The following is a 21709-nucleotide window of genomic DNA, read 5'->3' as shown; positions in this document are numbered from 1 at the left end:
CATGCCTGTTCGCGGCGCGTGGGACCAGGCAGGGGTCGCCGGCGTATCCGCTGGCACACTGGCGAGGTGGCACTCGACTGGACGGCGGTGATCCCCGTCAAGCGGCTCACCGCGGCGAAGAGCAGGCTCCGCGGGGCCGTTCCCGCCCATCGGCACGCCGACCTCGCCCTGGCCATGGTCCGCGACACCGCGACCGCCGTGCTCGGTGGCGACGCGGTCGGCGAGCTGATCGTGGTGACCGACGACCCGGTGGTGCGGGAGGCGATGGCCGGCCTGGGCGCGCGGGTCGTGCCGGACCGGCCGGGGGCCGATCTCAACGGGGCGATGCGGTACGGCGCCGACGAGGTGGCCGGCCTGTCCCGCCACCGGGTGGTGCTGGCCGGGGACCTGCCCGCGCTGCGCCCTTCGCAGCTCGACGACGCCCTTGTTTTCGCGGCCGAGAGACGCAGCTTCGTCGCCGACGCGGCCGGCACCGGCACCGTCCTGCTGGCCGTCCCGCCCGGGCAGGAGCTCGACCCCCGCTTCGGCATCGGCTCGGCCGGCGCGCACGAGCGGTCCGGGGCCCGCCCGCTGACCGGCGACTGGCCGGGCCTGCGGCAGGACGTCGACACCCCGGCCGACCTGGCGGCCGTGGTCGCGATGGGGGCCGGGCGGCACACCTGTGAGCTGCTACGTGATCTCGGACTCACGCCGGACTGCGTGCCGGCGGCTTGACGGCGGTAGCGTCGGGGGCATGCAGGGCACTGTCTCGACTTTCGACCCCGATACCCGCAGCGGCACGCTGCTGCTCGACGACGGCAGCGAGCTGCCGTTCGGCGCCGAGGCGTTCGACCGTTCGGGGTTGCGGCAGCTCCGCCTCGGTCAGCGCCTGTCGATCGAATCCGGGCCGGGCGCCGAGGTCCACAGGGTGGGAATCCCGGGAATCCGCTGAGTTGATCACCGACCGGTTCGTTTCCCGTTCGGCTCCGAGCAGCAATGATGGTCTGATGCAGACCTCGCCCCGGACCCCCGAAACCCGTCGGCGTGGCCCCAACGGCCGCTTCCTCCCCCGGAGCGGCGAAACCCATAGCGCCGAACCCCTCAGCTCCGAACCCCTCAGCTCCGAACCCCTCAGCTCCGAACCCCTCGGCTCCGAACCCCTCAGCTCCGAACCCCTCAGCGCCGACGGTCCCGGCGCTGAGAGCAAAACCATCGAAGCAGCCCCTGTGACCGCCGAGCCGGTTGAAACTGTGCCGGTCGACCTCGTACCCGCCCAGGCGAGGCCCGCCTTTGATGAGATCAGGGAGCATGTCATGACCGAGGAAGAGCTGCCCGAGGACCGCTTCCTCAACCGTGAGCTCTCCTGGCTCGACTTCAACGCCCGGGTGCTCGCCCTGGCCGAAGATCCGGAGACCCCGCTGCTCGAGCGGGCCAAGTTCCTGGCCATCTTCGCCAGCAACCTCGACGAGTTCTACATGGTGCGGGTCGCCGGGCTGAAGCGCCGGCTGAGCGCCGGCCTGCCGATGCGCGGCGGCGACCGGGTGTCGCTGCGCGGCCAACTCGAGATGATCTCCGAGCGGGCGGCTGACCTGGTCACCCGCCACGCCGCCTGCTTCACCGACGAGGTCCGGCCGAAGCTGTCGGCCGAGGGCATCGAGCTGGTCAGCTGGGGCGAGCTCGACGCGCCCGAGCGCGAGCGCCTACGGACGTACTTCCGGGAGCAGGTCTTCCCGGTGCTGACCCCGCTCGCGGTCGACCCGGCCCACCCGTTCCCCTACATCTCGAGCCGTTCGCTCAACCTGGCGGTGGCGTTGCGCGACCCCGACGGCGGCGGCACCGAGTTGTTCGCCCGCATAAAGGTTCCGAACAACGTGCCGCGGTTCGTGACCGTGCAGAACGACTCCCGCGGCGTCCGCTTCCTGCCGGTCGAGGAGCTCATCGCGGTCCACCTCGACCAGCTCTTCTCCGGCATGCAGATCCTCGAGTGGCACCTGTTCCGGGTGACCCGCAACGCCGAGCTCGAGGTCGACGAGGACCGCGACGAAGACCTCCTGCAGGCTCTGGAACGCGAGCTGGCCCAGCGGCGGTTCGGGCCGCCGGTACGCCTCGAGGTCGCCGCCTCGATCAGCGACCACGTGCTCGACCTGCTGGTCCGCGAGCTCGACATGGACAGCGAGGACGTCCTGCGGGTGCCCGGCCTGCTCGACCTGTCGGCGCTCTGGCAGGTGTTCAGCGAGTGCGACCGCGACGACCTCAAGGACCGCCCGTTCGTACCGGCCACCCACCCGCAGCTGGCCGACGGCGAGGTTCCCCGCAGCGTCTTCAACCGGCTGCGGGAGAGCGACATCCTGGTCCACCACCCCTACCACTCGTTCTCGACCAGCGTGCAGCGCTTCATCGAGCAGGCGGCGGCCGACCCGCAGGTCCTGGCGATCAAGCAGACTCTTTACCGCACCTCGGGCGACTCGCCGATAGTCGACGCCCTGGTCGACGCGGCCGCCGCCGGCAAGCAGGTGGTCGTGCTGGTCGAGGTGAAGGCCCGGTTCGACGAGGTGGCCAACATCGCCTGGGCGCGCACCCTGGAGCGGGCCGGCTGCCACGTCGTCTACGGCCTCGTCGGCCTCAAGACCCACTGCAAGACCGCCCTGGTGGTGCGCCAGGAGGGCAACCAGATCCGGCGCTACTGCCACATCGGCACCGGCAACTACCACCCCAAGACGGCCCGGCTCTACGAGGACTTCGGCATGCTGACCGCCGACCCCGAGGTGGGCGCCGACGTCACCGACCTGTTCAACGTGCTGACCGGCTACAGCCGCCAGCGGTCGTTCCGCCGGCTGCTGGTGGCGCCGCACGGCGTCCGCTCGGGCCTGATCGACCGCATCGAGGAGCAGGCGCGCATCGCCCGCGAGGGCGGCGAGGGCCTGGTCCAGTTCAAGGTCAACTCGCTGGTCGACGAGGAGTCGATCGACGCGCTCTACCGGGCGTCGCACGACGGCGTCAAGGTCGACCTGGTCATCCGGGGCATGTGCGCGCTGCGCCCGGGGGTGCCGGGCCTGTCGGACAACATCCGGGTGCGCTCGATCGTCGGCCGTTTCCTGGAGCACTCGCGGGTCTTCCGGTTCGGCGCCGGCGACGACGCCGAATACTGGATCGGCTCGGCCGACCTGATGCACCGCAACCTCGACCGCCGGGTCGAGGCGCTGGTCCGGGTCACGATGCCGTCGGCCCGCGACGACCTGCGCCAGGTGCTCGAACTGTCGATGGACGAGGACACCGAGGGCTGGGACCTCAGCGGCGACGGCAACTGGCACCGGCGCCCGGGCAACCCGACCAGCCCGCACACCCACCTGCAGGAGGCGTTGTTGCGCCGCACGATCGGCCGGACGTCCTGATGGCCGATGCCGTCCGCGCCGCCGGCGGTCTGCTCTACCGCCGGGCCGGTGCCACGGTCGAGGTGTGCCTCGTGCACCGCCCGCGCTACGACGACTGGAGCCTGCCCAAGGGCCGGCTGGAAAAGGGCGAGCACCCGCTGGCCGCCGCGGTGCGGGAGGTGACCGAGGAGACCGGCGTGACCGGCCGGCCCCAACTGTTGTTCCCGCAAGTCGGTTACATGCTGCCGGACGGCCGCCCCAAGACCGTCGACTTCTGGCTCATGGAAGCCGCCGGCGACGCACGGCTCGATCCACAGGACACCCGGGAAATCGACGGCGCGGTCTGGCTGCCGATCGCCGAGGCGATCACGCGATTGACGTACGCCGATGAGCTCCCGTTGGTCGAGGCCCTCGCCCGGATGCCCGCCGTGACCGCGGTCGTCGGACTGGTGCGGCACGCACACGCCGGTGACCGCAAGAAGTGGAGCGGCAACGACTCGCTGCGGCCGATCGACGAGCGCGGACGGGCCGAGGCCGTTCTGATCGCCGAGCTCTATTCGCTGTTCGCGCCGAAGCGTCTCTTTGCCGCCACCCCGCTGCGCTGCAAGCAGACCCTCGAACCGCTGGCCGCCGCGCTCGGCGACGAGCCGATCGTGCTCGACCGCGCGTTCGCCGAACCGGCCGACCCCGACGACGCCCCGGCCAAGGCCAAGGTCGCCCGGCAGCGGCTGCTCGAACTCGTTCCCGGCCCGACCGCGGTGATCTGCAGCCAGGGCAAGGTGATCCCGTTCCTGCTGGCCGCCCTGCACGACGAGGACGACCATGCCCCCTACAAGACGCCCAAGGGTGGCGGCTGGGTGCTCACCTGGGCCGGCGACCGCCTGCTGGGCCTGTCCCGGATCTGACCGGTCGCCGCCCGGCGGCCGCGACCGGGTCGGCCCGCCAGTAGCCGAGCAGGTCGCCGGTCAGCCAGCGGGCCTGCCACAGCTCGTCGTCGCGCGGCTCCCAGTCCCGGTAGGGCAGCAGGGCCACCCGCCAGCAGAGCACGCAGGTGACGTACCAGCCGTAGATCGGGACCAGGCCGAGCCAGGCGTCCCGCGGGCGGTAGGAGCCGAGGGGGGCCAGAAGGCGTACGGCGACGGCGTTTCCGGCGCACGTGACCAGCCAGTCGAGCAGGCCCCAGCCGGTCCGGTCCCCGGCCAGGTCGCCGAGTGTCCACGCCGGCACCACGGCCACGGCGAACAGCAACACGGCGAGAAGGGCCCGGGCAACCAGGCCACGCGGCATCGATCTGCGGTCCATGCCCGGAAACTAGGGTCCGCGCGGGCGCCGCAGCGCCTGTTTCCGGCCGGAACACACGAAAGGCGTCCACCGATGCCGGTGGACGCCTGTCGTCGGCCTGCGGCGACGTCAGCGGGTCTTACGGGTCCCGGTGCTGCGCGTCGTGCTGGTGGCACGTGCCCGGGCCGGCGTCGCGGCGGCGGCCGTCGTCGTCTTGCGGGCGGTCGTCTTCTTGGCCGCGGCCGTCTTGGCCGGAGCGGCCTTGGTAGCCGTGGTCTTCTTGGCCGCGGTCGTCTTGGCCGCAGTCGTCTTCTTCGCCGCCGTCGTCTTTGCCGGGGCTGCCTTCGTCGCCGTGGTCTTCTTCGCCGCGGTCGTCGTCTTCTTGGCGGCTGCCGACTTCGTCGCCGCCGCGGTCTTGGCCGGAGCCGCCTTGGTGGCGGTCGTCTTCTTGGCCGCGGTCGACTTCGCCGCCGTCGACTTCGCCGCCGCGGTCTTGGCCGGAGCCGCCTTGGTCGCCGTGGTCTTCTTCGCCGCGGTCGTCTTGGTGGCGGCCGCCTTGGTGGCCGTCGCCTTGGCCGGTGCAGCCTTGGTCGCCGCGGTCGTCTTGGCCGCGGTGGCCTTGGTGGCGGTGGCCGTCTTCTTGGCCGGGGCGGCCTTGGCGACCTTTCCGCTCGCGACCATCTCCCGGAAAGCAGTTCCCGGGCGGAAGGCCGGCACCGATGTTTTCTTTACCTTGACCGCCTCGCCAGTGCGCGGATTGCGCGCCGTACGCGCGTTGCGCACCCGCTTCTCGAAGGAGCCGAAGCCGGTGATGGCCACCTTGTCGCCCTTGGTGACAGCGTTCTCGACCTCACTGATGACGGCTTCAAGAGCCGCCGTCGCGGTCTTCCGGTCTCCGAGTCGGGCGGCGAGCGCCTCGATGAGCTCGGCCTTGTTCACGGTTTTCCTCCCGAACGTGAGAACTGATGCCGGTCCCGACTGGGTCGTTCTGTGGTCCCCATGTCGGTAACAAGCATCATTGGCCCAATGCGAGCCATTCTGCGCGCACCGTATGCCCTCTGACCAGCAGACACAAACATTCGGCCAAAAAAATCCCTTGTGTCACAAGGAAATCGCCCCCATCGGGGAACCCGACGGGGGCGAAAAGGCTTGGTAGAACCCGGTTTCCGGGTCAGATGACGGCCGGCTTGAACTCCGGCCGCTTTTTTTCGTACGCGGTGATGTCCGCCTCATGCCTGAGTGTCAGTCCGATGTCGTCGAGACCCTCCATCAGGCGCCAGCGGCTGAAATCGTCGATCGGGAAATGCCAGACCGCGTCGTCCACGCGCACCTGACGCTCGCCCAGGTCGACCGTGATCTCCTTATCGGGCTCGCTCTCGCCCAGATCCCACAGGGCTTCGATGGCCTTCTGATCGAGCTGGACCGGCAGCAGCCCCTCCTTGAGGGCGTTGCCCCGGAAGATATCCCCGAACCGGGACGCGATGACGACCTTGAATCCCCAGTCCCGCAGGGCCCATACGGCGTGCTGGCGCGAGGATCCGGTGCCGAAGTTGGGGCCGGCGACCAGGATCGTCGCCCCGGCGTGGGCGGCATTGTTGAGCACGAAAGAGGAGTCGTCGCGCCAGGCGCTGAAGAGACCGTCCTCGAATCCCGTACGGGTGACCCGCTTCAGGTAGACGGCCGGAATGATCTGATCGGTATCCACATCGGAACGGCGCAGCGGCATCACCTTGCCGCTGTGGGTGACGAATTTGTCCATGGTTCCTCGCTTACAGGTCGGCGGGGGCGGCCAGCTTGCCGACCACGGCGGTGGCGGCGGCGACCTGCGGCGAGACCAGGTGGGTGCGCCCGCCCTTGCCCTGCCGGCCCTCGAAGTTGCGGTTGGACGTGGAGGCGGCGCGCTGGCCCGGGCTCAGCGTGTCGGGGTTCATGCCCAGACACATCGAGCAGCCGGCGAACCGCCACTCGGCGCCCGCCTCGGTGAAGACCTTGTCGAGACCCTCGGCCTCGGCCGCCTCACGCACCTGGAACGAGCCCGGCACGATCATCATGCGGACGCTCTCGTGCACCTTGTGGCCCCGGATCACCTCGGCGGCGGCGCGCAGGTCTTCCAGCCGTCCGTTGGTGCAGGAGCCGACGAAGACGACGTCGACCGGAACCTCGCGGAACGGCGTGCCCGGCGTCAGATCCATGTATTGCAGGGCCCGGCGGGCGGCGTTGCGGTCGGTCTCCTCGATGAACTCGTCCGGATCGGGCACCGCGGCGTCGAGCGGCGCGCCCTGGCCCGGGTTGGTGCCCCAGGTGATGAACGGGCTGACCGTCGACGCGTCGAGGATGATCTCGGTGTCGTATTCCGCGCCCTCGTCGGTGCCGAGCGTCTTCCAGTACGCGACCGCGGCATCCCACTGCTCGCCGTGGGGCGCGTGCTCGCGGCCCTTCAGGTATTCGAAGGTGGTCTCGTCGGGCGCGATCATGCCGGCCTTGGCGCCCCACTCGATGCTCATGTTGCAGATGGTCATCCGGCCCTCCATGGAGAGCTTGCGGATCGCCTCCCCGCGGTATTCCACGATGTGGCCGTTGCCGCCACCGGTGCCGGTCTGCGTGATCAGCGCGAGGATCAGATCCTTGGCGCTGACGCCCGGGCGCAACTCGCCGACCACGGTGACCGCCATCGTCTTCGGCTTGCCCTGCGGCAGCGTCTGGGTGGCGAGCACGTGCTCGACCTCGCTGGTGCCGATGCCGAACGCCAGCGCGCCGAACGCGCCGTGGGTCGCGGTGTGCGAGTCGCCGCAGACGATCGTCATGCCCGGCTGGGTGAGCCCCAGCTGCGGCCCGATCACGTGGACGATGCCCTGTTGGGCGTCGCCGAGCGGACGGATCTGCACACCGAACTCGGCGCAGTTCTTGCGCAGCGTCTCGATCTGGATGCGCGAGGTCTGGTCGGCAATCGTGAGAAGCTCGCCGCGGCGGGTGTTGAACGCGGGATCCGCATAGCCGGTAGGCGTGTTGTGATCCTCGGTCGCGAGCGTGAGATCGGTGCGGCGAACCGGGCGCCCGGCCAGGCGCAGTCCGTCGAACGCCTGCGGGCTCGTCACCTCGTGCAGCAGGTGCAGGTCGATGTAGAGCAGGTCGGGCTCGCCATCGGCCTCACGCACGACGTGGTCGTCCCACACCTTTTCGGCCAGGGTCCTCGGGGTAGTGACTCCCACCATCTGGACATCCTAAATTCTGGGAGGTATGTTTCGGCTTGTGGGACACAGTATGAGCGGTGTCGGCGTTCTCGACAAGGCGGTGGTCATCCTGGCGGCCTGCGTCGACGGCGCCAGTCTGGCCGAACTCGTCGAGCGCACGAAGCTCCCCCGGGCAACCGCACATCGGCTGGCCCAGGCCCTGGAGATCCACCGGATGCTGGTCCGCGACACCCAGGGCCGCTGGCGCCCCGGGCCCCGCCTGGGAGAGTTGGCGAACGCCGCCCCCGACGTCCTGCTGACCGCGGCCGAACCCCTGCTTTCCGCATTGCGGGACGCCACCGGAGAAAGCGCACAGCTCTACTTGCGCCGCGCCGACGAACGCATCTGCGTCGCCGCCGCCGAGCGGGCTTCGGGCCTCCGCGACACCGTCCCCGTCGGCTCGGTCCTCCCGATGGTGGCCGGCTCGGCCGCCCAGATCCTGCTGGCGTGGGAACCGCCCGAGGCCGTCATGCCCTTGCTCCCCCGCTGCAAGTTCACCGGCCGCACCCTGGCCGAGGTCCGCCGCCGCGGCTGGGCCCAGAGCGTCGCCGAACGCGAGCCGGGCGTAGCAAGCGTTTCCGCCCCCATCCGCGACCGCACCGGCCGAGTCATCGCCGCCATCTCCATAAGCGGCCCCATCGAACGCCTGGGCCGCCGCCCCGGCGAACGCCACGCCATGGCCGTAGTCCGCGCCGGCCAACGCCTTTCGGGCCTCTGACCGATCCGACGCCTGGCGGTGCCGCCGGTCAGCGCCGGGTAACTCTCATACGAGGGGCACGGCGCTGAATCGGCGCGAAGTCCTCGTAGCCGCCGATCGCCGCAAGGTCTTCGGGGTCAGCCCAACCGTCCTCGTTTGTCTCTTCGAAAAGCCATTCGTCTTCGTACCCGTCCGCCTCAACCTGGACGCCGGTCGCCCGAAGGTGGGCGACATAGCGATCCGCGTCGGGGCCAAGGTGACGGGCCAGACCGTTAGTACGTAGCTTGCGCAGACTTTTCATTCCGGCGAGAGTGCTCGAGTCGGGAACCGCGCTGTTGTTCAGGAGGGTCAACTCGCGCAGGTGCTGGAGGTGACGCAGCACGGAAAGATCAGGGATCGCGCAGTTCTCCAACGCCAGGTATTCAAGGCTGTGCAGCCGGGCGAGGAACTCGTTGCCATAGAGGTAGCCGATGTCGGTCACGCGCAGATGCTTCAGCCCGGCGAGGGCGCCGACGCCGTCGAGGTTGGCCAAGCTCGGACACCCGAGGATCCAGAGTTTGCGCAACGGCAGCGCGTGCAGGCGGCCGAGATCCCGCAGGCTCTCGCACCATGCCAGCGTGAGGAAAGACAACGTGTCGCTCCAGCCAAGCTGATCGACGGAGTCGAACCCGGCCGGAATGCTTGCCAGCTCGAGGCGGCGGAGCCGAGGTAGCCGTCGCAACAGCCCGTCGATCTCGAAGTCCACGTTTTCCACGGCTAGGGTCCGTAGACCTGTGAGCTGGGACAGCAACCTCTCGTCGAACCGTACCGGGCAGTCGCGCACCGCGAGGGTCTCAAGTTCCTTGGCCGTGCGCAGGACCGACAGCCCACGTAGGTGAACACACTGTTCGAGCACAAGCGTGCGCAGGCTGGGACAGGGGTTCAAAAGGCTCAGCGAGGTGACGTCACGAGCGCCGCGCAGCGCGAGGTACTCGATCCGGTCCACGCCACGTAAGGCCTCAAGCGCCTCTTTACTCGGCGCCGCGAGATCGCACCGCACGCTTCTCAGGTCTCTGATCCGGGCCACGCCAGGAAGAAGGGCCTCGTCGTCGACAACGATCTGCCAGCCGTCGCCGGGATGGCTACCGAAGGCCGCGCCGGCGAACTCGGTCGGGTCGAAGAAGCTCCATGCCTTCAGCCTGGCTCGGCATACCGCGGGCCGGGTGTCCGATGCATAGCCGGCGACAAGGCGCAGCGCACCTGAACCGCCGACCAGCGCGGCGGTGTAGATGGTTGCGGCCGCCGCGGTCTCGGAGAGTCCGGCGCTGCCATCGGGCAGAATTGGCAGGATTTCCTCACCGAGACTGGCCAGGATCCGGGCCGCCCGGGCGTTCGCGGGTGGGACGAGCGAGCGCATGTGGCCGAGCAGCCGCCCGGCGACGTCCGCGGACATCCGGGACATGACCTCGGAACAACCGATCGCCAGCAGCCGTAAGCGGGCCTTGCGGGCCTGCGACACGCGTTTGCGATCGGCGAGGTCGAGCAACGTCGAGACCATGCGTTCGGCCTCGTGCTGCCTCGCGCTACCGGCCGCCATCACGATGACCTCGTGCAGGTCCTCGTGGTCGGCCTGCCGCAGAAGGCCGTCGAGCGCATCGTCCTCGACGAAACGGACGGCGGCGAGGTACTCCTGGAACGTCTTGTGAATGAAGTCGACGCGTCCCGGCACGGGTTCACGCAGCACGCCGGAGCGGGCCAGCAGATAGCTGTGCACGGCGGCGGCGGACACTTTGACGTGCGGCATGCTCGCGACGATCGATTCGAGCTTGTGGCGAACCCGGACCTGGTCGGCGTCGGTGAGACCGTTGGTCGTGAACCAGTAGGCCAGGTCCTGCAGGATCGAGAGGCGATCGTCGTAGTCCAGCCCCAGATCGATCTGGGCGGAGATGCGGCGCTCATGGTCGCGGCGACGCAACAACATCTCCAGGGCGGCCCGGTATATCTCGATGCGCCGCTGCGGGAGCTGTGTGCGACGATCCCAATTCAGGGCGCACAGCAACGCGCAGAGCAGTGGATTGGTGGCCATGACCCGCAGCGGCCGGCTGCGGTCGACGGCCGCCACCATCGCCCTGCGGCAGTAGTCGACCTCTTCGGCGGAGACCTGACCGCCGAGTTCCATCGCGATGGCGGCGTGCCAGTGCTGCACGAACGCGGCGACGTGGGGCCGGGACATCGACACGAGGTCGTAGTGGGTGAAGCCGAGCGGCGTGAGCCACTCGGGTGGTGTCGCCGCCGGCCGAGAGGTCACCACAAAGCGAATACGCGGATAGTCATGCACGAGTTCTCCGATCCACTCGAGCAGATCGCGCAGACGCTGGGCGGGAAACTCGTCGACGCCGTCCAGGAGCAGGACGGCGTTTCCGCTTCTGAGTAGCTGGTCGACCCAGCCCTCGGGTGTGCGCTCGACCACGGAGCGGGACAGCCCCGTCAGAAACCCGCTCGGCCCGGGCAGCTCGCGATCAGCGAAGCGACGCAGCTCGACCATCAAAGGAAGGCCGGGATGCTCATCATGTACGCATCGCAGGGCGAGCCAGCGCAACAGCGTGGTCTTTCCGGACCCCGCCTCGCCGCGGATGTACAGGTAGCGGTTGCCGGACACCACTTGTTCGACGCCGAATTCGGCGGCGCTCTCCTGCTCGGAGAGCGCAAGCCCGATGTACGCGACGTCCAGCGGATAGCGCCGCGTCGGCCCAGCGACCGTGACGCCGAAAATCTCCACCCGATCGAACTTACGAATGATCTCCCGCCGGTAGTCGACCTCGAACTCAGCCTCGGCCGTACGTCCCGATAGCAACGATCGCTGGGGCATTTGAGCGAGGACCTGCCGGAGCAGGCCGATGATCTCGGTGTCGCGGGCGAGCAACTCACGCAGGGAACGCTGCTGGAAGCTCGGCAAGGTGATCACCACCTCCGCGAGGTGGACGAGCGATTCGTGGAGCATGCGCCGGAAGAACGACTCGCCGGCCTCACCGAGCGCGAGGCGTTCAAGTGCCTGCCGAGCAGCGGGCTCGGCGAGACCGGCGAGTGCGAACTCGTCGAGGTTGGCGTCGAAGAGCACGTCGTCGGTGAAGTCGGTGCTTTCCAGAGCGGCCGCCACACCCTCCAGGACAAGCTCGCGTTCCACGGAGGGCATGCTGGCCAGCTCGCTCTCCACCACGGGCTGGAGCCGGTCAGCAATGGTTTCGGCCAGCTGTTCGAGCTGCCGGCTGAGGCGTCGCTGCGGCAGCAGACCTAGGCCCCGCGCGCTGGCCAACTCCAACAAGCCGAGCCGCCGCTCGGCCGCCGACCGGCGACCACCCACCAGGGCCTTCCCGCCGACTGTCGCCACATTAGTCGCGATACGCAAAAGGACCGCCTCAATGGCCATGAACCCAAGGTATCCGCCCACTCACATTCGGTAAATGCACTACAACAGAGAGCATCAGAGCCACCGATAACAGAGAGCAATCGCCAGCAGACGAGCCGGAAGCAGGCGTGAACACCCCGCTTCGCGCAGTCCGGCTCCGACCCCGCCCGGCACCGCCGCAACCCAGCACGGCACTGCGACCCAGCGCGCCACTGCCCGCGACACCGCATTGCCAGCGTCGTCACTGCGGGATGGCGTACGCAAAGCGGCGAAGCCGCAAGCCCCAACCCCCCACCCACCGCAACCAACCGCACCGCGGGGTCTGGGGGCTCGGCCCCCAGGGGAAATGCGAAATGACCCCGTCTGCGCACTCGGCAGACAGGGTCACCCCAGAATGTAGCCCCGAAGGGATTCGAACCCTCGCTACCGCCTTGAGAGGGCGGCGTCCTAGGCCGCTAGACGACGGGGCCAGGACCTTCTCTTGCTGCTTCCGCTCTTGCTTCGGCGGCGGGCCGAACACTATCAGATGTCCAGCTCCACCATCCTGGGCAGGATTGGTAGCGCTGGGGTACCAGGACTCGAACCTAGACTAACTGAACCAGAATCAGTCGGGCTGCCAATTACCCCATACCCCATTTGGCGCGGCTTGCCGTGCCGAGATGAAACTCTACCCGACCCCATGGTGCCCACCAAATCGGGTTACCGTCCGGCGTTTGCGTGATCGGCCGGTTACTGGAAGAGGTCGGTGTGGGTGCGGGCCCACGTGCGGTACGTCGTGGCTGGTCGGCCGGTTATTTCAGTGGCCGGGTGGAGTTCGGTCTGGGGGTGCCGGGTGAGGGTGTCGAGGCCGTCGAGGTACCAGTCGGCGGCGGCGCCCTGGACCTGTTCGAAGACGGGTTGGGCCTGGTCGCGGGAGAGTTCGAGGTATTCGAGCGGGCGGCCGAGGGCTTCGCCGAGCAGGCGGATCATTTCGCGGCGGCTGAGGGCCGCGGGGCCGGTGAGCGGGTATGCCTTGCCTTCGTGGCCGGTGGTCAGGAGGATTTGCGCGGCGGCCGCGGCTACGTCTTCCTGGGCGATCGGGGCGTTGGTCGCGTCGGGGTAGGCGTCGCGGATCGTGTTGCCGGCGCGGATCTGGTTGGCCCAGAGTGTGGCGTTCGACATGAATTCGCCGGGTTCGAGGTGGGTCCAGGGGATGCCGCTGGCTTCGACGGCGTCTTCGATCGGCTGCCAGATGCCGCCGCGCGGGCCGACCAGGTCGACGATGCGGCGCACTCCGGCCGCGTGGGCCAGGCGGCAGACCTCGTCGACGGTCGGCAGGTGGGGCGCGAGATACATCACGTCTGCGCCTTCGAGGGCGGCCACGATCGAGGACGGGCGGCCGAGGTGGCCGCGGTAGACGGAAACCCCGGCGGGCAGGGCGGCCCGGCCGGGGTCGACGGTCAGGGCGCGTACGTCATCGGCGCCGAGCCGGCGCAGCTCGGTGACCACCATCCGGCCGATGTTGCCGGTCGCTCCCGTGACGAGAACGGTCATTCCAGCGAAACTACCGGGTTTCGAATCTCGCCGATGCCCTGGATGCTGATGGAGACGGTCTCGCCGGGCTTGAGCTCGCTGACGCCGGCCGGGGTGCCGGTGAGGATGATGTCGCCGGGCAGCAGCGTCATCACGTGGGAGACGTAGGACACGAGGGTGGGCACGTCGAAGACCATGTCCTTGGTGCGGCCGATCTGGCGCACCTCCATGGCGTCGGGGTTGGCGCCGACCTCGCAGCGGATTTCGAGGTCGCTGACGTCGAGGCCGGTGACGATCCACGGGCCGATCGGGCAGAACGAGTCGAAGCCTTTGCCCCGGGTCCAGGTTTTGTCGCTGCGCTGCAGGTCGCGGGCGGTGACGTCGTTGCCGATCGTGTAGCCGAAGATCGCCTTCTCGGCGCCGGCCCGGTCGACGCGGCGGGCGCCGCTGGCGCCGATGACGACGGCCAGCTCGGCTTCCTCCTCGACCCGCTGGGACTGGGGTGGGAGGCGGATGGCGTCGTTGGGGCCGATCACCGAGGTGGACGGCTTGATGAAGATCAGCGGTTCTTTGGGCACGTCGTTGCCGAATTCGGCCGCGTGGTCGGCGTAGTTGCGGCCGATGCCGATCACCTTGCTGGAGAAGATCGGGGCGAGCAGCCGGATGTCGGCGAGCGCCCAGCGCTGGCCGGTGAAGCGGACGTTCTCGAACGGGATCGACTCGATCTCGGCCACGGTGAGGCCGGACGATCCGTCACCCTCGACGACACCGAACGAGACACCGCCGGCGTGAACAAAACGGGCGAAGCGCACGGATTTTCCCATCTCTCGAAGACTCGAAAAGGAATCTACGCCGAGCGGGACTCCGCTCCGAGCCGCGGGAACGGGTCGAGCGAGAAGACGACCTCGACCGGCACCTCGAAGTATGCGCAGATGCGCAACGCCAGGTGGAGGCTGGGGCTGAACTCGCCGCGTTCGAGGTAGCCCACGGTCTGGTAGTGCACGCCCAGCGCGTCGGCCAGCTGCCGCCGCGAGATGCCGCGCTCGGCGCGCAGCATCGCGATGCGGTTGTACGTGATTTCGGTGGTGCCCATGTCTCCCTCAGCGGCCCATCGCGACCATGGCACGCTGCCGGCGCGCCTCGACCGCGGAACCGGACTCGCGGCGCGCCATCCGCCGCAGGAAGGCCGGCGCCAGCGTCAGCCCGACCACCGCCCAGAAGGCGAGCATGCCGAGGACCTCCCAGTGCCGCCACGAATGCCCCAGCTCGACCGCGGCCAGCGAGGACGGGAGGAACACCGAGCGCATGCCCAACCCTAGCCAATAGATCGGGGAGCACTGGCCGACGGCCTGCAACCACCCGGGCATCGCGGTGATCGGGTAGAAGATGCCGGAGATCGCGACCAGGCCGAGGATCGGCAGGATGAGCAGGGCCATGTTGCGCGGACTCTCGAAGAGCGACCCGAGCACCGCGCCGATCGGCATGGTGGCGATCAGTCCGAGCGGCACCAGCCAGATCAGCGTGAGCCAGCCGGTCGCCGTGACGTGCAGGCCGTGGACCAGGAACACGCCGGGCACGAGCTGGAGCAGGAAGCTGACCAGCAGCATCCCGCCGACGGTCACGACCTTGCCGATCAGGTAGCCCATCATGCCGTTCGGGGTGGCCTTGGCCCGCAGCAGCGTGCCGTCCTCGCGGTCGGTGATCAGCAGCTGGGCGACCGTCATCAGGCCCCCGAAGGCGATGCCCATGCCGAACGAGCTGGGCAGCGTCTGCGTGCCGAGCGAGAAGTCGGTGCCGGGCACATGGGCGTCACGCATGAAGAAGATCGCGCCCAGCAACAGGATCGTCGGGAAGACGTACGAGAAGACGTCGCTCCACGTCGTCAGGGTCTGCCGGAGTTCGATGCCCCCGCGGGCGATGCCCGACCGGACCGTCGCGATCATCATTGGGACTTCCTCTCGGCGTCCTGGACCATCTGCATGTATGTGTCCTCGAGGCTGGCCCGGCGCACTTCGAGGTCGTCGATCGCCTCGCCGTACTGCAGGAACAGCTCGCGGACGAAGCGGGTCGAGTTTTCCGTCGAGTGCACGAAACGCTGGCCGTCGCGGGTCCAGCGGATCTCGGACTCGCCGGCGACCTGGCGGGACAACTCGTCGGCCGAGCCGTTGGCGATGATGCGGCCGCCGGCCAGGATCACGATGCGGTCGGCCAGCTTCTCCGCCTCGTCGAGGTCGTGGGTGGTGAGCAGGATCGTGGTGTCGTCCACATCGGTGAGCCGGTGCACCAGGTCGTGGAACTCGCGCCGGGCGGCCGGGTCGAAGCCGACCGTGGGCTCGTCGAGGAAGAGCAGCTCGGGCCGGCCGACGATGCCGATCGCCACGTCGAGCCGGCGGCGCTGACCGCCGGAGAGCCGGCCGATCCGCTGGCCGGCATGCTCGGTGAGGCCGACCGCGTCGAGCAAGTCGTCGACGGGCCAGGATCTGGAGTATGCCGTGTAGTAGCTGCCGAGGTGCTTGAGCAGCTCGGCGACCCGCCACTTGCTGTGGTCGCGCCAGGACTGGAGAACCACTCCGAGCCGGGCGCGCCAGGCTTCGTCGCCGGCCGCCGGGTCGGCGCCGAGGACGCGTACGTCCCCCGACGACCGCATGCGGAAGCCCTCGAGGATCTCGATGGTCGTGGTCTTGCCGGCGCCGTTGGGCCCGAGCAGGGCCAGCACCTCGCCGCGCCGGGCCGTGAAGTCGATGCCCTCGAGCACGTCCTTGGTGCCGTAGCGCATCCGCAGGTCGTGGACGTCGATGACTCGCTCGTCGCCGGGATCGACCGTCCCGACGTCGAGCGCCCCCGTCAAAGTCATTGCTGCCATGTCGAGCACACTATCAAGGATGTAGCAGATGTACTACATTCATCTGCATGTCTTCTGTCTTCTTTACCAGCGTCGGCCGCGGACCCGGCCTGGAGACCGAGGTCGCGGACGCGCTCGAGGTGATCGACGAGACCGGGTCGGAGCAGGTGTTCGGGCACTGCAGTTCATGCCGCGCACCCCGGTCGCGGTCCCACTCCTGTGGACGCTCCTGCGGTTCAACCGGCAGATCCGGAGATGCTGCCGACGATCGTCCCGGAGCTGCGCCAGGTCGCGGCGCTCGACTCGGACGGCAGCCGCTACGCCGACGTCACGACCCCGACACTGTTGATCAGCGGTGGGCGGAGCCCGGCGTACCTCCGAGACATTCTGCGGACACTGGCGGCGATCATGCCCCAGGCAAAAGCCATAAGTATTCCCGAATGTGACGATAACGGTCCCGACTTGAGTGGTCCTTCGAAAGTTGCCGCGGCCATTCGCGCCTAACGGTGATCGTGTTGATCGCCTCGGCTGGATACGCTGGGGCGATGGGGATCAAGCAGGTGAGGGCGCTCACCACGACGCTGCCTTCCATCACCTGGATTCCCCTTGCCCGCGCCCACGCCGAGCGGGCCGACGAGATGACCGCCGGCCACCGGGCCCGGCGCGCCACCGGCGAAAAACACGCGATCGAAGACTTCCTCTACGACTACTACGGCACCCGGCCCTCGGTGCTGCGCCGCTGGCACCCGGGGGTGGGCACCGGCCTCTCCCCGGCCCCCGACGGGCTGGCCGAGCACGCCGGCTGGAAGTTCTACATGACCTACCCCGACGGTGTGGTCACCCTCGACGAGGACGCGTTCATGCAGGCCCGCGGCGAAAGCGTGCGCTACATCCACGGGCTGCTCACGGCGACCGCGTCCCGCCCGGTCTTCTCCGGCTGCTTCGGCCTCCACGAATGGGCGATGGTCTACCGCGCCCCCGAGCACCGGCACTCGCTGCCGCTGCGGCTCGGCCAGGAGGAGACCGACCGCGTGGTCGAACAGCACCCGATCCGCTGCACCCACTACGACGCGTTCCGGTTCTTCACCCCCGAGTCGGTCGGGCTCAACCGGCTCCAGCCGACCCGGGCCACCCAGGTCGACCTCGACCAGCCCGGCTGCCTGCACGCCGCGATGGACGTCCACAAGTGGGCGACCAAACTCGGCCCGGCCGTGCCGGGCGCGCTGGCCCTCGACTGCTTCGCCCTGGCCGGCGACATCCGCCTGCTCGACATGCAGGCCAGCCCCTACGACCTCAGCTCCTACGGCTACCTCCCCGTCAAGATCGAGACCCCGGAGGGCAAGGCCGAATACGTGGCCCGCCAGCGCGAATTCGCCCGCCGGGCGGCCGGCCTGCGGGCCCGGCTCATCCGGGTCTGCGAAGAGCTGATGGGCCCTGAGGGGGCGGCGCGCAGCCGCGAGGCGGTCGCACCTAACAACCACCGATAAAGCTTTGACTGATACCAGTCTGGTGTCACCGCTGCTATGGTCGACCTATGGCGAACATGACATTGCGACTGCCCGATGAGCTACACGATCGGGTAACCCGTCAGGCGGAAGCCGAGGACGTTTCGGTGCAGTCGCTGGCCAACAAGGCCATCCGTGAGTACCTGGAGCGCCGGTCACTCGACGCCGATATCGACGTGGCGATGGGCAAGATCAAGGACCGCTACGGGGACGTCCTCGAACGACTCGGTCAGTGAGGTATTTCGAGATCGAAGACCTCCTGCGAATCGCCACGCATGCCATTGCGCCGCAGGAGATCAAGGTCCGGGAATGGGGCCTGCTCTCCGCTTCGGCCGCCCGCCCCCAGACGGTCGCCTTCGGCTTCGAGCCGTATCCGACCGTTCCCGAGAAAGCGGCGGCGCTGATGGTGTCGCTGGCGCTCAACCACTGTCTGTTCGACGGCAACAAACGCCTCGCGTTCTCAGCGGGGCTGGCCTTCTGCGTCATCAACACGGGCCACCTGCCGGAGATGCCGGACGACGAGGCGTACGAAATGGTGATCGCGATCTGCGAGCACCGGATCGACGTTCCCGAGGTCGCCCAGTTGCTGCGGAATGCCGGCGTGCCGGACCACGGCCGCGGTTAGCCGCGCCGGGCGTCAGTCGCCAGAGTCGCGCCGGTTGCGCTTGGTCTCGCCGCGGCGTTTCTTCTGGGCTATGCGGCGCTCGACCGAGCCCTTGGACGGGCGAGTGGCGCGTCGCACCCGGGGTGGCGGGGCGATGGCCGAGGCGACCAAGGCGCCCAGCCGGGCCGCGGCCGCCTCGCGGTTGCGCAGCTGCGACCGGTGCTCGGAGGCGACGACCGTCAGCACGCCCTGCACCAGGCGGTGGCCCAGGCGCTCGGCCGCCCGTTCGCGGAGCGCGGCCGGCAGGGTCGGCGAGCCGGCCAGGTCCCACGAGAGCTCGACCCTCGAATCGGTGGTGTTGACCCCCTGGCCGCCCGGCCCGTGAGCACGCGAGAACCGCCAGGCCAGCTCGGCCGCCGGAATGGTCAGCCGCTCGTTGACCCGGACATCCTCCAACACGCCGCACAGCATCCCACCCCCTGGCCGCTGACTGCCAACCGGTTTGATCAAGCAAGCGTTGACCTGGGGGGCAGTATGGGTGGGTGACGTCCCCAAGTACGCCGGTCGTGACGACCGGCTATCCGTGGCCTATCGAAAGCACCCGGCTGGCCAACGGCCTGCGCGTCGTCGTCAGCGAGGACCGCAGTGCGCCGGTCGTGTGCGTCAACCTCTGGTATGACGTGGGCTCGCGGCACGAGCCGGACGGGCAGACCGGCTTCGCGCATCTCTTCGAGCATCTGATGTTCGAAGGGTCGGCGCATGTCAAGAAGACCGAGCATATGCGGCTCGTGCAGGGGAACGGCGGGTCGCTCAACGCGACCACCAACCCGGACCGCACCAACTACTTCGAGAGCATGCCGTCGGAGCATCTGGAGCTGGCGCTCTGGCTGGAGGCCGACCGGATGGGCGGGCTCGTGCCGGCGCTCACCCAGGAGACGCTCGACAATCAGCGTGAGGTCGTCAAGAACGAGCGGCGGCAGCGCTACGACAACGTTCCCTACGGTGACGCGTGGCTGCGGATGCTGCCGCTGCTCTATCCGCCCGGCCATCCCTATCATCACTCGACGATCGGGTCGATGGAGGATCTGAACGCGGCCGCCTTGGAGACGTTCCAGGCGTTCCACCGGCATTATTACGCGCCCAACAACTGTGTGCTGACGGTGGCCGGGGATGCGAGCCCGGCCGAGGTGTTCGCGCTCGCCGAGAAGTATTTCGGAGTCATCGAGCCGGTGGCGGGGATTCCGGCGGCGCCCTCCGGGCACCTGGCCGGACCGGCTTCCGAGGCGGTGCGGGAAACGGTCACCGGTGCGGTTCCGGCTCCGCGGATCTATCAGGTTCACCGGACGTACGCGTTCGGGACCGCCGGCTACGACACGATCACCGTGCTGGCGACCGTGCTCGGGAACGGGCGGGGCAGCCGCCTCTATCAGCGGCTGGCCGACGGGAAGCGGATCGCCCAGCCGGACTACATCGGGTCGTACGGGGTGGACCTGGCCCACGCGCCCGCCCCTCTGATCATCACGGCGACGGCCAAGGACGGCGTCGACGTGGAGACGCTCGAGGAGGGCCTGAACGAGGTGATCGACAGCCTGACCGCCGAGCCGGTGACCGAACAGGAGCTGGACCGGGCGAAGGCGCTGTTGACCACCGCGTGGTGGCGGCAGGTGTCCACGGTGGGCGGCCGGGCTGACCTGCTCGGCCGGTACACGACCCAGTTCGGTGACCCGACCACGGCGGCCTACCGGCTGCCCCAGTGGCTCGCGGTGACCGCCGACGACGTGACCGAGGCGGCGGCGTACGCCTTGAAGCCCGGGTCCCGGGTGACCCTGACCTACCTGCCGGAGGAGAAGCCGTGACTCTGATCGCCACTCGACCGGATTCCGGCGAACCGAGGCCCTACCAGTTCCCGCAGATTCAGCGGGTGACCGTCGGCGGTGGCACCGTGATCGCCGCCCACCTGGCCGGCCAGCAGCTGGCCAGTGCCCTGCTGCTGCTCGACGCCGGCGCGGCCCGGGAGCCGGGCGGCCGGGAGGGCACCGCGACCGTGCTGGCCAAGTCGCTGGAGGAGGGCACGAAGTCGCGCGATTCCACCGCGTACGCCCTGGCGCTGGAGAGTCTCGGCGCCGCCCTCTCGCCTTCGGTGGACTGGGACGCCTTCCGGATCGGCCTGTCGGCGCCGGTGCCGCAGTTGGCCGGCGCGATGCGGCTGGCCGCCGAGGCCTCGCGCACCCCGCGGCTCGACCCGGCCGATGTGACCCGGGTCCGCGACGACGAGGTGACCGCCCTGCGGATGGACTGGGCCGAGCCCGGTCCGCGGGCCGACGCCGCGTTGCGGGCCGACCTGTTCGGGGCGGCCGAGCGATATGGCCGGCCCCTGCACGGCGATCCGGCCTCGGTGGCCGCGGTGACCGTCGACGACGTGCTCGCCTTCCACCGGCAGTGGATGCTGCGGCCGGGTGTGCTGCTGGTCGCCGGTGACCTCGACACGCTCGACCTCGAGGAGCTGGGTGAGGCCGCGTTCGCCGGCACGTCGGGCGACCCGCTCGCGGTCGACCCGCCGCTCGGCGTTCCGGTCCGCGGTGAGCGGCGGACGGTCCTGGTCGACCGCCCGGGCTCGGTGCAGTCGACGCTGCGCATCGGGCATCGCGCGCCGGAGCGGGCGACCCCCGACTATGTGGCGATGACGCTGGCCGCGACCGTGCTCGGCGGCGCGTTCACGTCCCGCCTCAACCACCTGATCCGCGAGGTGAAGGGCTACAGCTACGGCATCCGCGGCAGTTACGCGATGACCCGCCGGTTCGGCCGTTTCGAGGTGGCGGCCGGGGTGCAGACCGCGGTCACCGTCCCGGCGATCGTCGACACGCTGGGTGAGATCGCCCGCACCGAGCTCGACGGGGTGACCGAGGAGGAGCTGGCGGTGGCCCGGTCGTGGCGGGCCGGGCAGCTCTCGGTGGAGATGCAGACGCCGGGTTCGATCGTCAACGCGCTGAGCACGCTGGTCGTGCACGGCCTGCCCGACGACTACTACGCGACCCTGCGCCGGGATTTTCTGGAGGCGACCGTCGAGCAGGTGTCGGCGGCGGCCGGGGCGCATCTGCACGCGCGCGGGCTGACCCTGGTCATCGAGGGTGACGCGGCGGTGATCCGGGACGAGTTGACGGCGGCCGACCTCGGCGAGCTGGTCGACTCCGAGATCTGACGGTTCACCCGTTGGGGGGGGGGGGGGGGGGGCCCCCCCCCCCCCCCCCCCCCCCCCCCCCGCGCCCCCCAATAGCTGGTGGGGGGGGTGTGGCACGGCCCGCT

General features: G+C 69.3%; 22 protein-coding genes and 2 tRNA genes. 11 read left to right on the top strand and 13 right to left on the bottom strand.

Annotated features, from left to right (window positions below; genetic code table 11):
- Positions 1-66: 66 nt before the first annotated feature.
- The 4 genes from cofC to AB0M88_RS27930 are packed head-to-tail and all read left to right on the top strand — an operon-like array spanning position 67 to position 4255.
- Positions 67-714: a 2-phospho-L-lactate guanylyltransferase gene (gene cofC, locus AB0M88_RS27945; protein ID WP_364107272.1), complete on the top strand. Its 648-nt coding sequence runs from the start codon at positions 67-69 to the stop codon at positions 712-714.
- 19 nt (positions 715-733) lie between these two features.
- Complete coding sequence (locus AB0M88_RS27940; RefSeq protein WP_364107270.1) at positions 734-931, top strand: cold-shock protein; 198 nt, start codon at positions 734-736, stop codon at positions 929-931.
- A gap of 55 nt (positions 932-986) precedes the next feature.
- Positions 987-3371, top strand: a complete 2385-nt coding sequence (locus AB0M88_RS27935) for an RNA degradosome polyphosphate kinase (RefSeq protein WP_364107268.1) — start codon at positions 987-989, stop codon at positions 3369-3371.
- Complete coding sequence (locus AB0M88_RS27930; protein ID WP_364107266.1) at positions 3371-4255, top strand: NUDIX hydrolase; 885 nt, start codon at positions 3371-3373, stop codon at positions 4253-4255. The genes AB0M88_RS27935 and AB0M88_RS27930 overlap by 1 nt, the downstream gene beginning before the upstream one ends.
- Here AB0M88_RS27930 and AB0M88_RS27925 read toward each other — a convergent pair.
- From AB0M88_RS27925 to leuC, 4 genes are all read right to left on the bottom strand, one after another.
- Positions 4212-4652, bottom strand: coding sequence for a hypothetical protein (locus AB0M88_RS27925; protein WP_364107264.1), 441 nt, complete (start codon positions 4650-4652; stop codon positions 4212-4214). The genes AB0M88_RS27930 and AB0M88_RS27925 overlap by 44 nt on opposite strands.
- Positions 4653-4760: 108 nt before the next feature.
- Positions 4761-5570 (bottom strand): HU family DNA-binding protein, encoded by an 810-nt coding sequence (locus AB0M88_RS27920; protein ID WP_364107262.1) that lies wholly within the window; start codon positions 5568-5570, stop codon positions 4761-4763.
- 232 nt (positions 5571-5802) lie between these two features.
- Positions 5803-6390: a 3-isopropylmalate dehydratase small subunit gene (leuD, locus tag AB0M88_RS27915; protein WP_364107260.1), complete on the bottom strand. Its 588-nt coding sequence runs from the start codon at positions 6388-6390 to the stop codon at positions 5803-5805.
- Between the two features lie 10 nt (positions 6391-6400).
- Complete coding sequence (leuC, locus tag AB0M88_RS27910) at positions 6401-7843, bottom strand: 3-isopropylmalate dehydratase large subunit (protein WP_364107258.1); 1443 nt, start codon at positions 7841-7843, stop codon at positions 6401-6403.
- Between the two features lie 49 nt (positions 7844-7892).
- Here leuC and AB0M88_RS27905 point away from each other — a divergent pair, with 49 nt between their 5' ends.
- Positions 7893-8579 carry an IclR family transcriptional regulator gene (locus tag AB0M88_RS27905; protein WP_071807642.1) on the top strand — a complete coding sequence of 229 codons (687 nt, stop codon included), beginning with the start codon at positions 7893-7895 and terminating at the stop codon, positions 8577-8579.
- Between the two features lie 28 nt (positions 8580-8607).
- Here AB0M88_RS27905 and AB0M88_RS27900 read toward each other — a convergent pair whose 3' ends face one another.
- The 8 genes from AB0M88_RS27900 to AB0M88_RS27865 form a co-directional block, all read right to left on the bottom strand.
- Entirely contained in the window at positions 8608-11964 is a 3357-nt protein-coding gene (locus AB0M88_RS27900; protein ID WP_364107256.1) for an NACHT domain-containing protein, read from the bottom strand.
- A 376-nt stretch (positions 11965-12340) separates the two neighbouring features.
- Positions 12341-12413 (bottom strand) — tRNA-Glu (locus AB0M88_RS27895).
- A 93-nt stretch (positions 12414-12506) separates the two neighbouring features.
- A tRNA-Gln gene (locus tag AB0M88_RS27890) sits at positions 12507-12578 on the bottom strand.
- Between the two features lie 94 nt (positions 12579-12672).
- Positions 12673-13476 (bottom strand): NAD(P)H-binding protein, encoded by an 804-nt coding sequence (locus AB0M88_RS27885; protein WP_364107254.1) that lies wholly within the window; start codon positions 13474-13476, stop codon positions 12673-12675.
- Positions 13473-14267, bottom strand: coding sequence for a fumarylacetoacetate hydrolase family protein (locus AB0M88_RS27880; protein ID WP_364107363.1), 795 nt, complete (start codon positions 14265-14267; stop codon positions 13473-13475). The genes AB0M88_RS27885 and AB0M88_RS27880 overlap by 4 nt, the downstream gene beginning before the upstream one ends.
- Positions 14268-14302: 35 nt before the next feature.
- Positions 14303-14548 (bottom strand): helix-turn-helix transcriptional regulator, encoded by a 246-nt coding sequence (locus tag AB0M88_RS27875; RefSeq protein ID WP_364107252.1) that lies wholly within the window; start codon positions 14546-14548, stop codon positions 14303-14305.
- Positions 14549-14555: 7 nt separating this feature from the next.
- Positions 14556-15398 carry an ABC transporter permease gene (locus AB0M88_RS27870; protein ID WP_364107361.1) on the bottom strand — a complete coding sequence of 281 codons (843 nt, stop codon included), beginning with the start codon at positions 15396-15398 and terminating at the stop codon, positions 14556-14558.
- Positions 15398-16309 (bottom strand): ABC transporter ATP-binding protein, encoded by a 912-nt coding sequence (locus tag AB0M88_RS27865; protein WP_364107359.1) that lies wholly within the window; start codon positions 16307-16309, stop codon positions 15398-15400. The genes AB0M88_RS27870 and AB0M88_RS27865 overlap by 1 nt, the downstream gene beginning before the upstream one ends.
- Positions 16310-16552: 243 nt before the next feature.
- Here AB0M88_RS27865 and AB0M88_RS27860 point away from each other — a divergent pair, with 243 nt between their 5' ends.
- The 4 genes from AB0M88_RS27860 to AB0M88_RS27845 are packed head-to-tail and all read left to right on the top strand — an operon-like array spanning position 16553 to position 18427.
- The gene (locus tag AB0M88_RS27860; protein ID WP_364107250.1) at positions 16553-16801 is read left to right on the top strand and encodes a hypothetical protein; all 249 of its coding nucleotides are present in this window, start codon (positions 16553-16555) and stop codon (positions 16799-16801) included.
- Between the two features lie 41 nt (positions 16802-16842).
- Positions 16843-17784 carry a 3-methyladenine DNA glycosylase gene (locus AB0M88_RS27855; protein WP_364107248.1) on the top strand — a complete coding sequence of 314 codons (942 nt, stop codon included), beginning with the start codon at positions 16843-16845 and terminating at the stop codon, positions 17782-17784.
- A gap of 47 nt (positions 17785-17831) precedes the next feature.
- Entirely contained in the window at positions 17832-18038 is a 207-nt protein-coding gene (locus tag AB0M88_RS27850; protein ID WP_364107246.1) for a toxin-antitoxin system HicB family antitoxin, read from the top strand.
- Positions 18035-18427, top strand: a complete 393-nt coding sequence (locus tag AB0M88_RS27845; RefSeq protein ID WP_364107244.1) for a Fic family protein — start codon at positions 18035-18037, stop codon at positions 18425-18427. Before AB0M88_RS27850 ends, AB0M88_RS27845 begins: the two co-directional genes overlap by 4 nt.
- Positions 18428-18439: 12 nt before the next feature.
- Here the strand turns inward: AB0M88_RS27845 and arfB are convergent, their stop codons facing one another.
- Positions 18440-18877: an alternative ribosome rescue aminoacyl-tRNA hydrolase ArfB gene (gene arfB / locus AB0M88_RS27840; RefSeq protein ID WP_364107242.1), complete on the bottom strand. Its 438-nt coding sequence runs from the start codon at positions 18875-18877 to the stop codon at positions 18440-18442.
- A 71-nt stretch (positions 18878-18948) separates the two neighbouring features.
- Here arfB and AB0M88_RS27835 point away from each other — a divergent pair, with 71 nt between their 5' ends.
- Positions 18949-20262: a pitrilysin family protein gene (locus tag AB0M88_RS27835; protein WP_364107240.1), complete on the top strand. Its 1314-nt coding sequence runs from the start codon at positions 18949-18951 to the stop codon at positions 20260-20262.
- A complete protein-coding gene (locus tag AB0M88_RS27830) occupies positions 20259-21605 on the top strand; it encodes a pitrilysin family protein (RefSeq protein ID WP_364107238.1) in 1347 nt (448 codons plus the stop codon). The genes AB0M88_RS27835 and AB0M88_RS27830 overlap by 4 nt, the downstream gene beginning before the upstream one ends.
- Positions 21606-21709: the final 104 nt, after the last annotated feature.

Source organism: Actinoplanes sp. NPDC051411 (assembly GCF_040682075.1).
Taxonomy (GTDB): domain Bacteria; phylum Actinomycetota; class Actinomycetes; order Mycobacteriales; family Micromonosporaceae; genus Actinoplanes.
This window is presented reverse-complemented; position numbering and strand designations above follow the sequence as displayed.

What these genes read in the sequence shown, in the direction of transcription:
- AB0M88_RS27940 (WP_364107270.1), top strand. Translation starts at nt 734, where the DNA reads ATGCAGGGCACTGTCTCGACTTTCGACCCCGATACCCGCAGCGGCACG.
- AB0M88_RS27935 (WP_364107268.1), top strand. Translation starts at nt 987, where the DNA reads ATGCAGACCTCGCCCCGGACCCCCGAAACCCGTCGGCGTGGCCCCAAC.
- AB0M88_RS27930 (WP_364107266.1), top strand. Translation starts at nt 3,371, where the DNA reads ATGGCCGATGCCGTCCGCGCCGCCGGCGGTCTGCTCTACCGCCGGGCC.
- AB0M88_RS27925 (WP_364107264.1), bottom strand. Translation starts at nt 4,652, where the DNA reads ATGGACCGCAGATCGATGCCGCGTGGCCTGGTTGCCCGGGCCCTTCTC.
- leuD (WP_364107260.1), bottom strand. Translation starts at nt 6,390, where the DNA reads ATGGACAAATTCGTCACCCACAGCGGCAAGGTGATGCCGCTGCGCCGT.
- leuC (WP_364107258.1), bottom strand. Translation starts at nt 7,843, where the DNA reads ATGGTGGGAGTCACTACCCCGAGGACCCTGGCCGAAAAGGTGTGGGAC.
- AB0M88_RS27905 (WP_071807642.1), top strand. Translation starts at nt 7,893, where the DNA reads ATGAGCGGTGTCGGCGTTCTCGACAAGGCGGTGGTCATCCTGGCGGCC.
- AB0M88_RS27900 (WP_364107256.1), bottom strand. Translation starts at nt 11,964, where the DNA reads ATGGCCATTGAGGCGGTCCTTTTGCGTATCGCGACTAATGTGGCGACA.
- AB0M88_RS27885 (WP_364107254.1), bottom strand. Translation starts at nt 13,476, where the DNA reads ATGACCGTTCTCGTCACGGGAGCGACCGGCAACATCGGCCGGATGGTG.
- AB0M88_RS27875 (WP_364107252.1), bottom strand. Translation starts at nt 14,548, where the DNA reads ATGGGCACCACCGAAATCACGTACAACCGCATCGCGATGCTGCGCGCC.
- AB0M88_RS27870 (WP_364107361.1), bottom strand. Translation starts at nt 15,398, where the DNA reads ATGATCGCGACGGTCCGGTCGGGCATCGCCCGCGGGGGCATCGAACTC.
- AB0M88_RS27865 (WP_364107359.1), bottom strand. Translation starts at nt 16,309, where the DNA reads ATGACTTTGACGGGGGCGCTCGACGTCGGGACGGTCGATCCCGGCGAC.
- AB0M88_RS27860 (WP_364107250.1), top strand. Translation starts at nt 16,553, where the DNA reads ATGCTGCCGACGATCGTCCCGGAGCTGCGCCAGGTCGCGGCGCTCGAC.
- AB0M88_RS27855 (WP_364107248.1), top strand. Translation starts at nt 16,843, where the DNA reads ATGGGGATCAAGCAGGTGAGGGCGCTCACCACGACGCTGCCTTCCATC.
- AB0M88_RS27850 (WP_364107246.1), top strand. Translation starts at nt 17,832, where the DNA reads ATGGCGAACATGACATTGCGACTGCCCGATGAGCTACACGATCGGGTA.
- arfB (WP_364107242.1), bottom strand. Translation starts at nt 18,877, where the DNA reads ATGCTGTGCGGCGTGTTGGAGGATGTCCGGGTCAACGAGCGGCTGACC.